The organism is Streptomyces sp. NPDC034049 (assembly GCF_055575575.1).
This window is the reverse complement of record NZ_JBVISJ010000003.1, coordinates 105,667-123,165: the sequence shown is the minus strand read 5'-3', so window position 1 is coordinate 123,165 and position 17,499 is coordinate 105,667. Positions and strand designations below refer to the sequence as shown.

The 17,499-nt window shown below is 71.5% G+C and carries 15 protein-coding genes and 3 pseudogenes; 5 read left to right on the top strand and 13 right to left on the bottom strand.

Going from position 1 to position 17,499, the window contains the following annotated elements; genetic code table 11:
• The first annotated feature begins 205 nt into the window (after positions 1-205).
• Together ACZ52C_RS10200 and ACZ52C_RS10195 are read left to right on the top strand one after the other, a co-directional pair.
• Complete coding sequence (locus tag ACZ52C_RS10200) at positions 206-1,855, top strand: helix-turn-helix domain-containing protein (RefSeq protein WP_469074288.1); 1,650 nt, start codon at positions 206-208, stop codon at positions 1,853-1,855.
• A gap of 57 nt (positions 1,856-1,912) precedes the next feature.
• Positions 1,913-2,668, top strand: a complete 756-nt coding sequence (locus ACZ52C_RS10195; RefSeq protein ID WP_469074287.1) for an aggregation-promoting factor C-terminal-like domain-containing protein — start codon at positions 1,913-1,915, stop codon at positions 2,666-2,668.
• A 96-nt stretch (positions 2,669-2,764) separates the two neighbouring features.
• Here ACZ52C_RS10195 and ACZ52C_RS10190 read toward each other — a convergent pair whose 3' ends face one another.
• Positions 2,765-3,214 (bottom strand): DUF5707 domain-containing protein, encoded by a 450-nt coding sequence (locus ACZ52C_RS10190; RefSeq protein WP_469074286.1) that lies wholly within the window; start codon positions 3,212-3,214, stop codon positions 2,765-2,767.
• Between the two features lie 590 nt (positions 3,215-3,804).
• Positions 3,805-4,500, bottom strand: a complete 696-nt coding sequence (locus ACZ52C_RS10185) for an SDR family NAD(P)-dependent oxidoreductase (protein ID WP_469074285.1) — start codon at positions 4,498-4,500, stop codon at positions 3,805-3,807.
• 102 nt (positions 4,501-4,602) lie between these two features.
• Here ACZ52C_RS10185 and ACZ52C_RS10180 point away from each other — a divergent pair, with 102 nt between their 5' ends.
• Positions 4,603-5,481 carry a helix-turn-helix transcriptional regulator gene (locus tag ACZ52C_RS10180; protein WP_469074284.1) on the top strand — a complete coding sequence of 293 codons (879 nt, stop codon included), beginning with the start codon at positions 4,603-4,605 and terminating at the stop codon, positions 5,479-5,481.
• Between the two features lie 138 nt (positions 5,482-5,619).
• On the opposite strand, the pseudogene ACZ52C_RS10175 reads toward ACZ52C_RS10180, so the two are convergent.
• From ACZ52C_RS10175 to ACZ52C_RS10145, 7 genes and pseudogenes are all read right to left on the bottom strand, one after another.
• Positions 5,620-5,949 (bottom strand): annotated as a pseudogene (locus ACZ52C_RS10175) (PIN domain-containing protein); the annotation flags it as partial.
• Positions 5,946-6,116 carry a type II toxin-antitoxin system VapB family antitoxin gene (locus tag ACZ52C_RS10170; protein WP_469074283.1) on the bottom strand — a complete coding sequence of 57 codons (171 nt, stop codon included), beginning with the start codon at positions 6,114-6,116 and terminating at the stop codon, positions 5,946-5,948. The gene ACZ52C_RS10170 and the pseudogene ACZ52C_RS10175, both read right to left, overlap by 4 nt.
• A gap of 10 nt (positions 6,117-6,126) precedes the next feature.
• Complete coding sequence (locus tag ACZ52C_RS10165; RefSeq protein WP_469074282.1) at positions 6,127-8,778, bottom strand: RICIN domain-containing protein; 2,652 nt, start codon at positions 8,776-8,778, stop codon at positions 6,127-6,129.
• A gap of 912 nt (positions 8,779-9,690) precedes the next feature.
• Positions 9,691-10,554, bottom strand: a complete 864-nt coding sequence (locus ACZ52C_RS10160) for a PaaX family transcriptional regulator (RefSeq protein ID WP_469074281.1) — start codon at positions 10,552-10,554, stop codon at positions 9,691-9,693.
• 52 nt (positions 10,555-10,606) lie between these two features.
• On the bottom strand, positions 10,607-12,007 hold the full coding sequence (locus ACZ52C_RS10155) for an alpha/beta hydrolase family protein (protein ID WP_469074280.1): 1,401 nt from the start codon (positions 12,005-12,007) through the stop codon (positions 10,607-10,609).
• Positions 12,004-13,356, bottom strand: a complete 1,353-nt coding sequence (locus tag ACZ52C_RS10150; protein WP_469074279.1) for an MFS transporter — start codon at positions 13,354-13,356, stop codon at positions 12,004-12,006. The genes ACZ52C_RS10155 and ACZ52C_RS10150 overlap by 4 nt, the downstream gene beginning before the upstream one ends.
• Before the next feature lie 285 nt (positions 13,357-13,641).
• A complete protein-coding gene (locus ACZ52C_RS10145; protein WP_469074813.1) occupies positions 13,642-13,782 on the bottom strand; it encodes a hypothetical protein in 141 nt (46 codons plus the stop codon).
• Here ACZ52C_RS10145 and ACZ52C_RS10140 point away from each other — a divergent pair.
• Together ACZ52C_RS10140 and ACZ52C_RS10135 are read left to right on the top strand one after the other, a co-directional pair.
• Positions 13,735-13,940 (top strand): annotated as a pseudogene (locus ACZ52C_RS10140) (replication initiator); the annotation flags it as partial. The gene ACZ52C_RS10145 and the pseudogene ACZ52C_RS10140 sit on opposite strands and share 48 nt — an antisense overlap.
• A 1-nt stretch (position 13,941) precedes the next feature.
• Positions 13,942-14,153: pseudogene (locus ACZ52C_RS10135) on the top strand (tyrosine-type recombinase/integrase); the annotation flags it as partial.
• Positions 14,154-14,472: 319 nt separating this feature from the next.
• Here ACZ52C_RS10135 and ACZ52C_RS10130 read toward each other — a convergent pair.
• The 4 genes from ACZ52C_RS10130 to ACZ52C_RS10115 all read right to left on the bottom strand — a co-directional run bounded on the left by ACZ52C_RS10130 (position 14,473) and on the right by ACZ52C_RS10115 (position 17,437).
• The gene (locus ACZ52C_RS10130) at positions 14,473-14,937 is read right to left on the bottom strand and encodes a DUF5994 family protein (protein WP_469074278.1); all 465 of its coding nucleotides are present in this window, start codon (positions 14,935-14,937) and stop codon (positions 14,473-14,475) included.
• A 54-nt stretch (positions 14,938-14,991) separates the two neighbouring features.
• Positions 14,992-15,417 carry a DUF5994 family protein gene (locus ACZ52C_RS10125; RefSeq protein WP_469074277.1) on the bottom strand — a complete coding sequence of 142 codons (426 nt, stop codon included), beginning with the start codon at positions 15,415-15,417 and terminating at the stop codon, positions 14,992-14,994.
• A 41-nt stretch (positions 15,418-15,458) separates the two neighbouring features.
• Positions 15,459-16,469 carry an acyl-CoA desaturase gene (locus ACZ52C_RS10120; RefSeq protein WP_469074276.1) on the bottom strand — a complete coding sequence of 337 codons (1,011 nt, stop codon included), beginning with the start codon at positions 16,467-16,469 and terminating at the stop codon, positions 15,459-15,461.
• 365 nt (positions 16,470-16,834) lie between these two features.
• Positions 16,835-17,437, bottom strand: coding sequence for a DUF5994 family protein (locus ACZ52C_RS10115; protein ID WP_469074275.1), 603 nt, complete (start codon positions 17,435-17,437; stop codon positions 16,835-16,837).
• Between the last annotated feature and the right edge of the window lie 62 nt (positions 17,438-17,499).

Genomic DNA, 17,499 nt, shown 5'->3' with positions numbered 1-17,499 from the left:
CCGGGATGGCGGACCCCTCTCGGGCGGACGGCCGGACCCGCGCGCGCCGCACGGTCCTGCCCCGCGCCCGCCACTCTTGGCGGAACCATGTCAGCCGTGTCGGCGTGCAGGTAGGGGGGAAGGGCCCGGGGCGCTGCCCGGATCGGGACATGACCGCACAGGCCGGTGACGCACAGGCCGACGGACGGATGCGAGTACGGACCACATGGCTGCAATCCACGAGGACGTAGTGGAGTTCGCGTTACTGCTGACGCGTCTGAAGGAGCGCACGGATCGCAGCTACGCGGCGCTGGGCCGTCGGCTGGGCATGAACGCCTCCACGCTGCACCGCTACTGCGCGGGGGAGGCGGTCCCCCCGGACTTCAGCGGGATCGAGCAGTTCGCGGCGCTCTGCGGGGCCTCCCCGGAGGAACGCGTGGAGGTGCACCGCCGTTGGATCCTGGCAGTCGCCGCCCGGCAACGAGCACGCTCGTCCGACGCCCGGCGGACACCGACGCCGCCCCGCGCGACCAGGAACACCGAGCCGTCGTCGTCGGCATCGCCGAGCCCCGACGGCCCGGCGGACGAGGCACCCGAGCCGACGGACCCGACCGAGCCGCGCACGGAGCCGACTTCACCGTCCGGGAGGGGCTCGGGTCCGACCTCGCCGTCCGACGCGCGCCCGGAGCCGATCACGCCGTCCGACCCGCGCCTGCGGCCCGCCGCGCCGGCCGACCGGCGGCCCGGCACCGGGCACGACCGGCGCTCTCGCCGACGGGCCGCGCGATCGATAGGGCTGGCGGCCTCGCTCGCCGTCGCGCTCGCCTGCCTCACCGCGTCCGCGGCCGGAACCCCCGCCGACGGCCGCGACACGTCGGCCTCCGCCCCCGGCACCCCGAAACCCTCGACGTCGCCGACCCGCGGTGACACCGGTCCGCGCGCCACCGGTCCCTCCTCCGACGGCGGTGAGCCGTCGGCCTCGGTGCCGGCCGCGACCGACGGCGGCGGCCCGCGGGAGAACCGGACGGACGACGACACGGCCGTCCCCCCGCGAACCCCGCTCACCTGGACGGCCAACTCGTATGACTGGGCGACACTCGCATGCCAGCACGACTACGTCATCGCCAAGCCGCCGCGGCAGGTCCCGCCGCCGCCGGCCCCGCAGGACAACGAGGTGTGGGCCACGTCCCTGGGCGCGGTGCACGGACGTAACACGCCTGCGCGGATCACGGTGCAGGGACGCGGCTCGGCGGCCGTCGTGCTGGAGGCACTGCACGTACGGGTGGTCAACCGTGGCCCCGTCCCCGCCGCCGGCGGGGCCATCGCCTACTCCCTGGGCGATGGCTGCGGCGCCGGCATCGAGCCCCGCTACTTCTCCGTGGACCTCGACGCGCGCCGGCCCCTGCCCCGTGCCGTACCGGCCGGCCGGCCGGACTCACCGAGCTACGCGGTCGACTTCCCCTACCGTGTGTCCTTGCAGGAGCCGGAGGTCCTGCTGATCGACGCGGGCACCGAGTCCTGCACCTGCGACTGGTATCTGGAACTCGACTGGTCCTCACAGGGCCGGAGCGGCACGGTCCGCATCGACGACCACGGCCGACCGTTCCGCACCACCGCCGTCGAGGGGCTACCGCACTACAGGTACGACGACTCTTCCGGCTGGGTACCCGTGACCACCGTCTACGACGAGCAGGAGCCCGACGAGTCGGAGCCCGACAAGTCGCAGACCGGCGAGTCGCAGACCGACAGATCGAAGGCCGGCGACCAGCGCAGCGGCCCGGCACTTGAGGGAGCCCCACCTCTGTCGGCCGCGTCATCGGACCCCTCGACATCGGCCACCCAGGACCGGCCCGATGCCACCAGCGCGGCCGATTGACCGTCTTGATCCTGCGAAGAGCAACTTCTCGATCTGACGAAGCCGGAAGGACAACGTGTGAGTGGGAACTTGGTCCGGGGATTCGCGGTGGCCTCCGCCACCGCGGTCACCACGGTCGGTGCCGTAGCGGGAGTCGGCCAGAGCGGCACCGGCCAGGCGGTGGCCGACGCTGATCCGACGGCGAGCGGTTCGACGCTCCTCGCCGACCTCCCCATGGGAGAGCAGGCTCGGATACAGACGGCCTCCCTGACGCAACAGGCCGACGCGCAGTCCGTCGCCGCGGACACCAGCGCGAGGCAGACCGCGGCGGAGGCTGCCCGCAGGCAGGCCGCCAAGGACGCGATCGCCAAGCAGAAGAAGGCGGAGCAGAAAGCCCAGCAGGAGGCCAAAGTCAGAGAGGAGGCCAGAGAGGAGGCCAGAGAGCAGGCCCGGGAGCAGGCCCGGGAGGAGGCTCGGCAGCAGGCCGGCGACTCGTCGACGGGCTCCTCCAGCGTCGCACCGCCGCCGCAGCAGTCCTCGTACACCGTCGCCCAAGTGCAGGCCATCGCGCGGCAGATGGTGCCCGGCGGACAGTTCCAGTGCTTCAGCAACATCGTGGACCACGAGTCCGGCTGGAACTACAAGGCGGTCAACCCCTCTTCCGGGGCCTACGGTCTCGTGCAGGCCTATCCCGGCTCCAAGATGTCGTCCGCCGGAGCCGACTGGCAGACCAACCCGGCCACGCAGATCAAGTGGGGCCTGAACTACATGAACGACCGCTACGGCAGCCCCTGCGACGCATGGGCGTTCTGGCAGGCCAACGGCTCCTACTGAACCGCCCCCGAACGCCCCGTGAGGCCCCTGGTCCCGCTGTGGTTCCTCACCGCCCCACGGTGAGGAACCACAGCACACTACGGTCCGACCGGAGCGTCAGCGCGTGAGGTCGAACGTGGCGGCGTGGGGCACGAACGTCGTGCCCCCGTCCTCGGCCGTCGCCAGTGCCGAGACGTACCAGGTGCCCTTGGGCAGTTCGGCCGCCTCCTGCTTCGTGACCTTCAGCGTGTAGGTGCAGCGGGTGGTCTCGTCCGAGGTGCTCCGGCACTTGGCGCTGTCCGCCGAGCGCAGCTCCGCCGCGGTCGGGTCGAGCTTCGAACTCGCGGGCCAGACAAGGACCTTGAGGCCGCTGACGCCCGAGTCGTCGCTCACGTCCACGGTGTAGGCGAACGAGCCCGCGCTGCCGCCGGACGGAGCCGTGTAGCGAGCCGAGCCGTGCTCCAGGGTCGGCTCCGTGGGGGAGGCGGCCAGAGCGAGGCCGCCGGCGGCCACTGCGCCGAGGGCGACGGCGCCGATGAGCGAGGAGAGGACAATGCGCTTGGACATGGGAGATCCCCCTGGATTCGTCGGAAAGCTCGGAAAGTGCGGATGGTTCGGCCGGTACGGAAAGCTGGGCCGACCGCGTTCTCGATGTGATCGAGCCTATGGCCGTGGGTACGGCGCCGGCTTCGCGCTGCAGAACGAGTGGCGCCTCGAACCACAGGTAGAGAGCCTGTAACCCACGGAGGAGGCCGGGATCCGCCTCAGGCGGGAGCCGGGCCCGCTCACCTGCGGTCATGACCTCGGGGGAGGAGCCACGCGTGCGGCGGCGGGGTGCTCTTCGAGGAGGTGACCCCGCCGCTGCCGCAGGGGAGCACCCTCGTGCACTACACCGACGGACTGGCCGAACGCCCTGGCACCCCCACGCATCCGGAGGGCCTCACCGCCGCACGTTCGGCGCCCCCGGCCCTTCTCCAGCGGTCGACTCAACTCCCGTTCGCCGAACGGCACTTGGCAGGGCGACGGTGCGTACGCCGGTGGGCGCCCGGGCCGCGGTGACGGCACTGCCGACCGGACTGCGATCCCTGGGCCCGGTCACCGACGCCGGCGCACGCGGCCTCGAACGCAACGGGCGTGGGGGCGCCCGCAGAGATGGATCACCAGGGCATCTCACCGTGACGGTCACGGAAGGTTCCGGTCGGCCCGTCCGCCCCGATGGTGGCGAGTGCGACGATCGCGTCGGTGCCCTCGGTCACGGTCTGCGGACCGCTGTGCCCGTTGAAGTCGGTCGCGGTGTAGCCCGGGTCGGCCGCGTTGACCTTCATGTCCGGCCAGGACTTGGCGTACTGCGTGGTCAGCATGGTCACGGCGGCCTTCGACGCCGTGTAGAGCGGCGCGAGGTTCCGGCCCTCGGCGCGCTCGGTGTCATGGGTCCGCGTGAACGACCCCATGCCGCTGGAGACGTTGACGATGACGGGCTGCGCGGACTTGCGCAGCAGCGGCAGGAAGGCGTGCGTCACCCGGACGATCCCCACGACGTTGACCTCGAACACCTCCCTGGCGTCAGCGGCCGTGATCTGGTCGGCGGGGCTGTGTGTCCCGAGGACACCGGCGTTGTTGATCAGGACGTCGATGCTCCCCTCGCGAGCCCCGATGTCGGCGGCGGCAGCGGCCACCGACGCGTCGTCCGTCACGTCGATCTGCACGAAACGGGCCCCGAGCGCGTCGGCGGCGGCCCGGCCGCGCTCCGGATCGCGCGCCCCGAGGAGGACGGTGTGGCCGGCCTCGATCAGGCGTCGGGCGGTCTCGTAGCCGAGGGACTTGTTGGCTCCGGTGATGAATGTTGTCGTCATGCGTCCACTGTCGGCCCGTGACGAGGGGACAACCAGTGCCCTCCGTGACGGTAGGACAGCCAGTACCAGGCACGGCGACTGCGGGGCGGACACAATGGCGGAGTGGACGAGACCCTGGGCACGGCACTGCACCGCTGGCGCGACCGCCTTTCCCCCGCCGACGTCGGACTGACCTCCCGGCCCGGACGACGCGCGGTGGGACTGCGACGCGAGGAACTGGCCGAACTCGCCGGGCTGTCGGTCGACTACGTGGTCCGCCTGGAACAGGGGCGTGCCACCAGCCCGTCGCCGCAGGTCGTCGCGAGCCTGACCAGGGCACTGCAACTACAGCCCATGGAACGCGATCACGCCTACCGGCTGGCCGGCCTCCTCCCACCCCAGGAGGGAACGGTCTCCACGCATGTCCCGGCCGGGGTCCAGCGGATGCTGGCCCGCCTCGGGGAATTCCCCGTGGGCGTGTTCAGCGCCGACTGGACCCTGCTGTCCTGGTCCCCCGCATGGTCGGTCCTGATGGGCGACCCCGGCGCACGGACACACGACGAGCGCAACCTGGCACGGGCGGTCTTCGCCGCGGGTCCCAGCCGGCTCGCGTCCTGGCCCGTCCTCCAGAACGACGACGCCCTCGGACCCGCCCTCGTCGCCGACCTGCGCACAGCACTCATCGACTACCCCCGCGACCGCGGCCTGGCCGACCTCGTCGAGGAACTGCGGTCCACCAGCGCGGAGTTCGCCCGACTGTGGGACGAGGGCACGGTCGGCCCGCACGTCTCGGCCCGCAAGACCGTCGTACACCCCCAGGTGGGCGAGGTGATCTGCGACTGCGACGTACTCACCGTCCCGGGCTGCGACATCCGACTCGTCGTCTACACCGTCGCCGCGGGTTCCCCCGACGCCGAAAAACTGGAGTTCCTCCGAGTCACAGGCGGCGCCCGCACCGACGGCCCCACGCCTTCGGGCCCCGGCCTGTTCTCCACGCCGTAACACCGGACCGACCGGAGAAGCAGCCACGCGAGGTAGACCACCGACCTCGAACGACCTGGTCCGCGCCGATCGTGCGAAGCACCGCGACGACGCCCCCGCACCCACCCCGTATGCCAGCGGAGGCAGGCCGCGGGAGCGCCCCTGCAACTCGGCCGTGGCGGCCACCACCAGATCGACGGCCCCGGCGCTGCGGTGGTGGCCGCGTCGGGTGAGGATCTCCTGGACCTGCCAGGCGCGGTCATGGGCGCGGTCGTCGACCGGTACCCAGCCGAAGAGCAGACGAAGGTCCTCGATACCTCGGGCAAGGTCTTCGGCAGAGCGTGCGCTGTAGAAGAACTCCAGCTCGGTGATGGGACAGGTGGCAATGAGCCCGGCGGCCGCCGCCTGGTCCCAGCCGTACTGCTCGGCGCCGCCGCGCAGCAGCCGGGCCAACGCGCTGGTGTCGATCAGGAACTGCGCGCCGTTCACCGGCGGTAGTTCCCCTTGTCCTCGAAGAGCTCCAGGTCGAAGGCGCACTCTTCCGCCGACGCCCGCAGGCGGGTGAGCGCCAAGGCCCGCCGCCGGTTCTCCAGTACCTCACGCAGCGCGGTGTTCACCGTCTCCTTCTTGGTGCTGGTACCGAGGGCCTTGGCCACGTCCGCGACGTCAGGACGGGTCGCCGTACTGGAGGCCGCGTCCGTTGGTGCCGACGTAGACCCGGCCGTAGGTGTCGGGGTCGCCGGTGATGACACCGACGCTGCCGATGGCGCCCCACTGATGGGCCTTGTCGTTGACGCGGAGCCAGGTGGCGCCCCTGTCCGTGGAGCGGAAGACTCCGGTGACGTCCTTGACGGTGCCGATCAGATACAGCGCCTGGTAGTTGGCGCCCGGCTTGGCCTTGCCGAAGCCGAGGGCGGAGGCGGACTGCACCGTCTTGAGCGTGACGAAGGTGCGGCCCCCGTCGGTGGAGTGCAGCAGCCCCTTACCTCCGCCCGCGATCCACACGTCACCGGCGATGCCGGGGACGGCGGTGAGCTTGCCGGCGGGCAGGTTGCCGGCGCGGGCGGTGAAGGTCGCGCCGCCGTCGGTGCTGGCGTAGAGCGTGCCGCCGGACAGTGAGTAGAACGTCCTGGCCGAGGAGCGGTCGGCGACGACCACGGCATCGGCGCCCAGGCCGTGGACCCTGGACCAGCTCGACCCGTTGTCGGTCGAGCGGTACGGGGCCTGACCGGCCTGGGTCCAGACGACGGCGGAGCCGTCCGCCGCGAGTGCGACACGGCCGTCCCGGGCACTGGCCACCGGCTCCGTCTCGAAGCCCTTCCAGCTGCGGCCGCCGTCGGTGGAGTAGGCGCCGTCCTGCTCGCCACCGCGGCCGACGCGGACCATCAGCGCGGGCTTGGACTGCGCGAAGTCGATGTCGGTGCTGTTGGCCATCATCGGGTTCTTCAGCCGCCCGGAGGGCACCTTGGTCAGGGAGTCGTGCCGGAAGCCGCCCTGATCGCCCATGGAGGTGATGACGGTGGCGCCGCCGGGCGGGGCGATGGCGTCCATCAGCGCGGTCTCCTCCAGCCCCCGGGCGCCCATGCTCCAGTGGCTGGTGCCGCCACTGTCGGAGGCATGGGCGTCCTTGCTGCGCAGGATGCCGTTGCCGGTGCCGTACAGCACGTGCCCGGAGTCGAAGGGGTCGATGGCCAGGGCGGTCATCCAGTGCCCGGTGTGCGTGCCGACGTAAGGCGCGGCGGAGGCGTTGCGCACCGACTTGTCGGCCAGTGCCTTCCAGGTCGTGCCGCCGTCGGTGGTCCGGTAGATCTCGTCCTCGGGCCACCAGCGCCCGAGGGTGGTGACCATCACCGTGGACGGCTTGCGCGGGTCGACGGCCAGACCGGAGAACCCGTAACTGCCCCGGGAGGGGGAGATGTTCTTCCACGCCCCGCCGGCCGGCGCGTATTTCCACACCGAGCCGGCCGTCACGCCGTTGGGTCCGAGGTTGTCGGTGTACGTCAGGTACAGCGAGCCGTCACCGGAGAGCACCCCGTGCTGCGGCAACTGGCCGGTGGGCTGCCCGGAGACGGCTCGCCAGGTGCCGCCGCCGTCGGTGGAGCGGTACAGGGAGGTGGACCTGTCGTTGACACCGACGTAGATCGTCTTGCTGCCGGGCGGGCCGTACGTCACGAAGGAGATGCCCGCACCGCTGCTCGCCCCGTCCTTCACGGGGAACGAGGAGACCTGGCTCCATGTGACGCCGTGGTCGGTGCTGCGCCACAGGCCGTTCCTACGGGTGCCCAGAAGCAGGGTGCCGTTGTCCGCGGGGTCGACCACCAGCCGCTCGCCCGCCCCGCGGCCGTCCTCGTTGCCGCCCACCTTGAAGGGCAGGTCGGTGCGCTTGAAGGTGCGGCCCTTGTCGGTGGAGCGCAGGATCGCGCCGTTCCCGGCCCACTCGTTGGTGTAGGTGCCGGCCGCGAGGTAGAGGCGCTCGGGGTCGACGGGGTCGGTGGCCACCGAGTCGATGCCCAGCAGGTTCCAGTCCTTCTCGCCGACCCAGTCGGTCAGCGGGATCCACTGCTCGGCCCCGGTGTCCCAGCGATAGGCGCCACCCATGTCGGTCCGCGCGTACAGCAGGCCCTTCTCGCGCTGGTTGAAGACCAGCCCGGTGACGTAACCGCCGCCCACCACCTGGGCGTTCTTCCACACATACGGTCCTGCCGCAGCCGTGGTCCGCCCGCTGTCGGCCCCGGCCGCCGGGGCCTCGACCACCTTCTCCAGCTTCCACTGCTGGTTGGTGGTGCCCCGGCTCGGATACTGGATGACCGCCGCGCCCTGGGCCGTCGAGCCCCCGGCCACGTCCAGGACCTGGCCGCTCCTGCGGGAGGTGAAGGTGACGGCGTCGGAACCGCTCACGCTGCTGATCCGCCATTCCTGCGAGGTGGCGGAACTGTCGGTCTGCTGCTCGGCGGCGCCCCCCTGCGCGGTGGAATCGCCTGCTATGCCCAGCACTTTGCCGCTGTTGCGGTTCACCAGCTCGTAGTAGCCGTCCCCGCTGGGCTTCAGCTTCCACTGCTGGTTGGCGGTGTTCTGGTCGCTGTATTGCTGGATACGGGTGCCGTCGGCGGTGGAGAAGCCGCCGACGTCCAGGACCTTGCCGCTGCGCACGGAAACCAGCCGGTAGTAGGCACTACCGTCGACCGTCGCGGCCTGTGACTCCTCCTGCGCGTAGAGGAGATACGGCACGAGGACGGCGGGCACGCCGAGGACCAGACCGGTGGCGGTCCAGCGACGGCGATGACGCCCGCGGCGCCCGCCGTTCGTGGGGTTGTTCATGAGGGGGTGTTCTCCTTGCAAGCCGTGCACGAGAGAAAGCCGGATCCGGCCACCGGAACTGGCCGGATCCGCTTCCTTGTGGTCACAGGCTCCGCACAGGGTTGCCGCGAGCCGGGAGCTTTTTTCCAGGTCACGTCGGCTGCGCCAGGTGTCGTCGAGTCGCAACCGGCGAGAGGGACTTCGGCAGCCGTCGCCTCCGCGGCGCCCGGGAAAGCCGATCAGCCTTGCTTCGAGGGAACAGCAGGCTGAGGGCTTCTCGCGCTGGAAGGTGGCGATGCGTCCCACGGGGCCCCAGGTCAGCGGCGCGTTTCGATGGTGGGAGCGGTGAGGGCGTGGCGCCCGGCCCAGCACTCGTGCCCTCTGTTCACTGACCTGGGGTTCTGCGGGGTGGGGGTGACGAGAATCGAACTCGCGCTCTCAGCTTGGGAAGCGACGGCGCTTGCGGTGCGGAAGTTGCCCTGCTGCGGATCACGATGTCGCGGCATCCTCAGCGGGGTCGGTGCTCGGCCCCGCGGCCGTGGCGGCCACCCCGAGGTCGACGGTTCCGGCGCTGCGGTGCTGTCCGGGTCGGATGTGGCTCGGGTTGGCGTCTGGGGTGGGTGGTGAGACCGGCCCGGCTCAGTGGTCCGTTGGTGTTCTCGACGTCCGGTCAGGGGGGGCGGCGAGGGCGGCCAACGCGTTGACGAGCTGGGCGCATTCGGTGCGTTGCCCGGTCGGTGAGGCTGGTGTGGAGCGGCGCCTGCGGCTCGTTGGTGTATTGCTCGGCACGCCGCCATCGGGGATCAGGGTTGCGGCCACGGGATGCGGCTCCTGCCGGCCGTGGTGGGTCGCCTGCTCCGTGCCGAGGTCGATGACCCTTGCCTCTCGGGCGCTCGGCCCGGACAGACGCACCGCCGCCACAGTGAGCCACGCCTACCGCAGTGGGACGGTCTCCAGCAGTTCGCGGGCCATGCGCAGTGCGGGTGCCTCGGTCTCTTGCGCGACACGTCTGAAGGTTCTCTGGGCGGCGTGAGCCGGCCAGTCGGGGGGAAGGTGCCGAGCGGGAAGCCTGGGGTCCGTACGGATGGTCCAGATCCATTCGCTGACCAGCCGCAGCCGGGTCCCGATCGGGTCCTCTCCGGCCCCGGCGTTCAGGTGGGCGGTCCAGCGCTTGTCGAAGGTGACGTAGCGGGCGGCGATGCCGTCCAGGTCCCAGGTGTCGCGGATCATCGATCCGATGTCGGTGGCCACGTCGGCTCGGGCGTGGAAGATCTTGACGTGGTCGGTGAGTCCGAGCTCCGCGACGGCACCGGCGATGTCGACGTTCCCGGGGGCGATCCACAGCCCGCTGTACAGGGTGCCGAACCCGGACCAGGCGAGCCGGGAGCGCAGGTCGTGCCGCTGGCGCTTCCAGGAGTCGGGGAGGGAGAACCCGAGGAGGGTCCAGGTGCCGTCCCAGTCGTCGTTGACGGCGCCCTGCTTCCAGATGCGGGTGCGGCCGTCCATGAGGACACGGGTCGCCTGCGGGGTGAGGCCGAAGTACATCCTGCGGCCCTCGCGTTGGCGCCGCAGCAGCCCGCGATTGACCATGCGGGTCAGCGTGGAACGTACGGCCTGTTCACCGACGCCGACGCGGCCGAGTACGTCGATGATGCTGCCCGAGTAGACACACAGATCACGGTCGCCCTCCTCCAGCACGTGATTGCCGAAGAAGGCGAGCATGAGCGACTGCGGGCGCGGCTGCGGGCCGTCCGAGGTGTCGCTGTCCGGGGTGTCCAGGATGTCGTAGTCCTCCACGGTGGCCAGCGTACGGCCGCCGTCCGACGATGCGGCAGGCGGCCGTACCGCATCACCGGCCGTCGGCGGGGTGGGCAAGGTCGTAGGGCCGCAGGTACGGGCTGGGGCGGTACGCGACGTAGCGGGCGGGGGTCGTGGAATCGGCCGCTGCGGCACGGGAGTTGAGGGAACCGGGGTCGGTTGCCTGCCACTTGCCGGTGGTGAGGCGGTCCTCCAGGGTGTGCAGGGCGGCGAGCTGCTCAGCGGGGCTGAAGGTGCAGTGCCCGGCGTTGTCGACGTACGCCTGGCGCAGCAGGGACGCCGACCCGGCGGCGGTGACGGCCCGGCGCAGGGCACTCTCGGTCTGGACCGGGACGAGGGCGTCGCCGATGGTGTGGATGGTGAGCTGCGGCTTGGTCAGCTCGCCGGTGAAGGAGCTGGTGCGGCTCATCCACTCGACGGCGTCCGGGTCGGCGCTGACGCGCGGGGCGCGGTTGAGGGTGGCGAGGTCGGCCTTCAGGGAGAGCCCGGCCTTCTTGTACAGCTCGGTGACCTCCTTGCGGACCGAGGACTGGCCGAGCAGCTTCGCGTAGTCGACGCCGGTGTTCCAGGACATGTTGCCGCCCGCCCGGACCTCGGCCTCCTGCCGTCGGTTGAAGCCGGCCTGCAACAGGCCCTTGACGGCGCTGTACTGGTTGGCCTGCTGGGCGTCCCAGTCGGTCGCGGCGGGCCGGGTCTGGGTCGGCTGGTTCCAACCCGGGATGTTGTGCAGCGCCGCGGCCAGCGCGATCCGGGCGCGGCCTTGGGGCGTCGACTGCGCCGAGTCGACCGCGGACGTCAGGGCGCCCGCCGCACTGGTGGCGGCCGCCTGGTCCGCCAGGTCGGTCAGCGGGATGTCGGAGTCGGGTGCGAGGAGCGTCTTGACGGCGAAGACGGGGTCGAGGGTGTTGTTCCAGTTGGCGACACCGCCGTGGACCAGGCCACACATGGACAGGGAACCGTCGATGCGGTCCGGGTGCCGCTCGGCGATGGCGGTGGTGACCAGCCCGCCGTACGACCTGCCCCACGCGATGGTGCGATCGGCCGCGCCGAAGCGGTCGGTGAAGGCGGACAGGGTGGCGACCTGGTCGGGCACGGCGTCGGCGACCGCCCAGCCCGTCGTGGCGTACGAGGAACCGATGAGCGCGTAGCCCTTCTCCAGCAGGAGGGCCTTCGTGGCGGCGTCCGGGGCGTCCTGGGCGGGGTTGGCCGGGCCGGCGTTGTAGCCGTGGCTGAAGAGCAGGACGGTGCCGTTCCAGGATGCGGGCACGTCCATCATGTACGTCGCGCCCGAGGCGAGGGTGCCCTCGATGTGGCTCGTGTCCGCGGCGGCCGCCACGGTCGAGGTGGGCAGCGCGGTCGCGGCGAGCAGGAGCGCCGCCGCGCAGGCGGTGCGACGGGCGGTACGGACGCGGGTGCGGGCGCCGGTCGTCATACGGAGATCTCCTCGGTGTGGGGGGCGGTGGGGCGTTCGGTGGCTTCGGCGAGTGACGCCTTGCTGGTCTCGCGTACGAAGCAGACGGTCAGCGCGGTGATGAGGGAGCCGCCGCAGAGCAGCAGGGCGACGGGTGTGCCGCTCCCGCTCCCGGCCACCAGGCTGCCGGCGATCATCGGGGAGAAGCCGGCGCCGATGAGGGTGGCGCCCTGGTAGCCGAGGGAGGCGCCGGTGTAGCGGACCCGGGTGCCGAACATCTCGCTGAAGAGGGCGCCCAGGGGGCCGTACATCGTGGACTGGGCGATGCCATGGCCGAGGACGACGGCGAGAATCAGCAGTCCCGGCGACTTCGAGTCGACCAACGCCAGGACCGGGAAGGCGAGCGCCGCCGAGGCGAGGGCGCCGGTGAGGACGACCGGGCGGCGGCCGATCCGGTCGGAGAGCGCGGAGGCGCAGGGCAGCACGACCAGGGCGACGGCGGCGGAGACCGTGAGGGCGGTGAGCACCTGCGGGCGCGCGTATCCGATGTCGGTGGCGTACGAGATCAGGTAGCTGGTCAGCAGGGACTGGGCGGTGAAGGCGCCGATGCCGACGCAGCACGCCAGCAGCACGGGACGCGGATGCCGCAGCACGTCGAGGATCGGCAGCCGCGACTCGGCGTGATCCTTTTTCACCTCGGCGAAGAGGGGGCTTTCGACGACCCTGAGCCGTACGAAGAGCCCGACTCCGAGCAGCACCACGCTCAGCAGGAACGGCACGCGCCAGCCCCAGGCCGCGAACTCGTCCTTGGGCAGCGTGACGACGAGCGCGACGACGGCGGCGGAGATCAGGGAGCCGAGCGGGGCTCCCATCTGCGTGAAACTGGACCACAGGCCACGCCGCCGTTCTCCGGCGTGCTCGACGACCATCAGGGTGGCACCGCCCCACTCACCGCCGATGGCGATGCCCTGCACGACGCGCAGGGTGATCAGCAGGACCGGCGCCCAGACGCCGATGGTGTCGTACGTGGGCAGCAGGCCGATGAGGAAGCTGGCGGCGCCCATGAGGCCCATCGTGAGCAGCAGCATGGACTTGCGGCCGAGCCGGTCGCCGAAGTGCCCGAAGAGGATGCCGCCGAGGGGGCGGGCGACATAGCCGGCGGCGAAGGTGCCGAAGGCGGCGATGGTGCCGACGGCTGGGTCGGCGCCGGGGAAGAACAGTTCGCCGAAGACGAGCGCGGCGACGGTGCCGTAGACGAGGAAGTCGTAGAACTCGACGGCGGTGCCGAGCAGCCCGGAGAGGGCGACCCGGCGCAGTTGTCGGGTTCGTTCGCGGGCCGTGGGCGGTGATGCGACGGGGGACGTGGGCATCGCGGTCTCCCTTGACCGGGGGAAGGACACCGTGAACTTAGGCGCTTGGCTTGCCATCGTCAAGAAACTGCACAACATTAGCCTCCCGGCTCCCGGCACTCGAAGAACCGGCGCACGGAGGAATTACGAACGGACGGACAGTGGGAGTACGTCTCGACGATTGCCGCCACCGAGGCCGCACATCGGCCGAAGGTGCAGGTCCTCGTCCTGATCATGTGGGCACCACCATTGATTCCTCATGTCGTCCGTCGAGCCGTGGCAGCGACGGACGGCGTGAGTTCGTGATCACAGCGGACAGCGGAAAAGGCCCGGGTCGATGACCTGGGCCCTTGTCGCGGAGCGGGTGACGAGTGCTGTGGAGTGGGTGACGAGGATGGTGAACGCGGAGACGGTCGTCTCCGCAACCGCCTCGGCTTCCGCGGCCACTTCTCCACCAAACCCGCGCCTGCTCCGTCACCCTCGGCGCCCCCCGCCAGGAACGCGCCGACCACAACGAAGCACTCACCCGCGAACGCGCGGCCTTGGCCGGCCACCCCCTCCCGGCCCCGCACACCGTCCTCGTCCTCTCGCACTGGCGCTTCGCCCACGCTCTCCACGCGCTCCGGGGCCACGCTCAAGGACACCGGGTTCGCGCCGGGCAGTCCTCGGAGAAGGCGGCGCTGATCTACCAGCACTCCGACGACGAGCGGCAGGAGGTGGTGGCCGCCGGGCTGGATGCGACCGTGCGGAAGGCGCGCGCTGCCACCAGGGACAGGGGGCCCGACGCGACGGCGCTCGTGGGGGTGCATGGTGTCTGACCTGCGTCTACGCGGTTTGAATCTCCGTGCCGTCAGCCCGGATCGCACCGTGATCGACCGTGGTTCTCCGTGCTTACGGGCGCGCCAAGGGCACGACATCCGGCAGACGTGTTCGCGGGCCGCGGGGAACTGTTGCCTCTCCGCTCGCGCGCCGACGACGCACGGGCCGGCCGGGTGCCTTCGCTCATGCGTATCCGGAGAGTCGTCCAGGAGAAGCTGTCGGCGGGTGTGTCAGGCGAGCGCCGCTGACCGGGCCCTGCCGACACGCGTAGGCAGGACAAGGCCACCTTGGCGGTCTGTTGCCGCATCTGAGCTGGTGTCAAAGGCTGGTGTCGATCAGGATCTGCTCGGCCTGCTTGGGGCTGCCGGATCGGACCGCTTCGGTCATCGCGGCCCGGGCCGCCTCGGGGGGCGTGTCGGGTGGGACCACGAGCAGGGAGAAGTGGTCCTGGTCCCCTCGGGTCACGAGCGCGGTGTCGTCGCCCACGGAGAAGACGTCGATGTGCACCACACGGTCGTCGACGGTCATCCGTGTCGGTATCTCGTCCCAGGCCGCGGAGTCCAGGCCGATCCGTGTGATCGGCCCGAGGCGCTCGGTCAGTGCGCTGATCAGACCGGGCAGTTCGGCGGTGAGATCCCTGGAACGGGGCCACCACGCGCCGTCGAGGATGCTCCGGCGTTCGTGAGTGGTGGTGAGCCGCAGGAGTGCCGTTCCGGGACGCACGGATTCGTGCGCACCGTCCGCCAGAATTCCTGCCGGAGGCGCAGAGTCGGGATCGGGCATCGTGCTCACCTGCCTGTTCGGGGCCCTCCTCGCGTCCACGCTACTCCTGCCGGGTCAGGCGCGGTCGCTGAGCGCGGCGGCAATGATCGGCTCGGCCGCCTCCTCGGTGGTGCCGGGCGGCACGACCAGCAGGTCCCAGCGGCCGTGGCCGGGGGCGAGCAGGACAACGGTGTCCGGGACGTGCACTGCGACCGTCTTCCGTAGCCGTACGACCTGGTTGGCGACGAGCATCCGGCCAGGAGCCGCGGACCAGGCCGCTCCGTTCACCGTGACTCCGGAGATGTGCCCCCAGGCGCGCGGCAAAGCGGCGAGCAACTGCGGAAGCTCTGCCAGGAGGTCGTAGGAATGCGGCCACCACACGCCGTCGAGGCGACGTGACAGCGCGCTGTGGGGCGCGAGGCGAAGGCGGAGGAGAGGGCGGGTGGGCGGTGAGGGCAGTGAGGGCAGTGAGGGCAGTGAGGGTGGCGCTGTGGTGATCATGGTGTTTCCTTCGACGGGTTGTGGAGAGCGGCTGGTTCGGGTCAGGCCCGGCGGGCGGCGAGCCGGTCCGACGTGGGCCAGCGCACGTCGTGCACCCAGCCGAGGTGTTCGAGGAGGCGGATGACGGCGGCCGACGGGTCGATCTGGCCCCGGTCGACGCCGTGCCGGGCGCTGGTGGGGTCGGCATGGTGGAGGTTGTGCCAGCTCTCGCCGAAGGAGAGCAGGGCCAGCGGCCACAGGTTGGTGGCCCGGTCGTGGCGCCGGGTACGGAAGGGGCGCTTGCCCAGCACATGGCACAGGGAGTTGACGCTCCACGTCACGTGGTGGAGCAGGGCGATGCGGACGAGCCCTGCCCACAGCGCGGCGGTCAGCGCGTGGACCCAGGTGCCGCCGATCGCCCAGCCGATCGCGAACGGCAGTGCGAGCGTGAGGACGGACAGGGCCGGGAAGGCGCGGGCGACAGCGCGTATGTCGCGGTCGGCCAGCAGGTCGGGGGCGTACCGCTCGGCGGGCGTGGGGTCGTTGCGGAACAGCCAGCCGACGTGGGCGTCCAGCAGTCCGCGCAACTGGCCGCGCAGCTGGGTGCCGTAGCGGTACGGGGAGTGCGGGTCGCCGGGCCGGTCCGTGAAGGCGTGGTGGCGGCGGTGCGTGGCGACCCAGCTGATCACGTCGCCCTGGAAGCTCATCGACCCGGCCACCGCGAGTGCGATGCGCACCGGCCGGACCGCCCGGTAGCCGCCGTGGGTCAGGCCGCGGTGGAAGCCGACGGTGACGCCGAGGCCCGTGACCGCGTAGAACACCAGCGCGAGGACGATGTCGGCGGGACGGATGAGGCTTCCCCACAGCCACCAGCCCGCCGCGCCGAGCGCCAGGAACGGCAGGACGACGATCGCCGCCGTCACCGCCACGTACACGCGCTCGGCGCCGCTGCGGGCGGGCGCCGGGCCGTCGGACGGGAAGGGCACCGTTGCGTCGTAGGCATGAGGCGGGCGGGCGGGGCCCGGCGGGGCCTCTGCCGGTGAGGGAACGGTGGCGGAAGAATCGAACGGCATGACGGGGGCTCCTCGGCCTCGGTGAAGGAAGTTCCTCTACCGGGCCGAGACGAGAGGCCGGGGGAGGCGCGGCCGGGTGCTCGGCTGCCGTGGTGACGTGGAGGGGCGGGTGTCAGGTGAGGCCACGCTCTCCTACGCCGCTGGTGGATGGGGTGGCGTTCCGGCTGCGTGCCGGTCGCCTGCGGATACGCGGTGCCACGACATCTGTGTCGAGGGCGGGCGGCAAAGGCTGCGCTGACGCGGAACCTGTCCGGGCGCTGAACCGCCCGGTGTCGTGGTGCGCCGGGAGTGAAAGCCGGTCCGTCACCGGTGTGCGTCGTGCCCTCCTGTCCCTTCAGCGTACCTGGCGGGAAGTGAAAAGGGGGTCACGGACCGTAACAGTTGCGGGATGGGAGAGCGCGTGGGGCGGGGGGCGCCTCAGTTGCTCCGCCCTCGTCTTCCCACTGCTCCGTCCGTCCCGGCTCGCGTTCGGCCTCGTCCTCGGCGTGGAGGCGTCGCTCGGCCGCCAGGAGCTCGCTCGCGGTGAGGTGGAGCGCGGGGTCGGCTGCCGCGGCCATGAGCCGCGCGGCCGTGGCGGTATCGGTCTGGGGCGGGACGACGAGCAGGTCCCAGCGTCCGACGCCGTACGAGAAGAGCCGGATCATGTGCGGGTCGAAACCGGCCGAGAACCACGCGGCCTTCACCGTGTGCCCGGTCACCGGCAGGTCGCAGGGCGCCGCCGGCCAGGTGTCGCGGTGGGACGCCATGCGCGACACGCGTCCTCGCGTCGCGTCGAACGCCTCGGTGAGCGCGGGCAGTTCGGTCATCAGGTCGTCGGTACGGGGCCACCAGGCGCCGCACACCGGACCGGGCGGGAAGGTCGGCGGGCGCAGGGCGAGCCGGGCAGGGCGCGGTGAGGTGCGTTCCGGGCGGGCCGGGGCGCGGTCGTCGGCCCTGGGCGGTGGGCCTGGGCCGGTGGGCGGGTTCATGGTCACGGTTCCTGTCCTCGGGCGGCCGTCGTACGACGGCCGGTGCTGCGGTGGGGCCGGGG

Coding starts and splice junctions, on each gene's coding strand:
- ACZ52C_RS10200 (WP_469074288.1), top strand. CDS start 206: ATGGCTGCAATCCACGAGGACGTAGTGGAGTTCGCGTTACTGCTGACG.
- ACZ52C_RS10190 (WP_469074286.1), bottom strand. CDS start 3,214: ATGTCCAAGCGCATTGTCCTCTCCTCGCTCATCGGCGCCGTCGCCCTC.
- ACZ52C_RS10185 (WP_469074285.1), bottom strand. CDS start 4,500: ATGACGACAACATTCATCACCGGAGCCAACAAGTCCCTCGGCTACGAG.
- ACZ52C_RS10165 (WP_469074282.1), bottom strand. CDS start 8,778: ATGAACAACCCCACGAACGGCGGGCGCCGCGGGCGTCATCGCCGTCGC.
- ACZ52C_RS10155 (WP_469074280.1), bottom strand. CDS start 12,007: ATGACGACCGGCGCCCGCACCCGCGTCCGTACCGCCCGTCGCACCGCC.
- ACZ52C_RS10150 (WP_469074279.1), bottom strand. CDS start 13,356: ATGCCCACGTCCCCCGTCGCATCACCGCCCACGGCCCGCGAACGAACC.
- ACZ52C_RS10130 (WP_469074278.1), bottom strand. CDS start 14,937: ATGCCCGATCCCGACTCTGCGCCTCCGGCAGGAATTCTGGCGGACGGT.
- ACZ52C_RS10125 (WP_469074277.1), bottom strand. CDS start 15,417: ATGATCACCACAGCGCCACCCTCACTGCCCTCACTGCCCTCACTGCCC.
- ACZ52C_RS10120 (WP_469074276.1), bottom strand. CDS start 16,469: ATGCCGTTCGATTCTTCCGCCACCGTTCCCTCACCGGCAGAGGCCCCG.
- ACZ52C_RS10115 (WP_469074275.1), bottom strand. CDS start 17,437: ATGAACCCGCCCACCGGCCCAGGCCCACCGCCCAGGGCCGACGACCGC.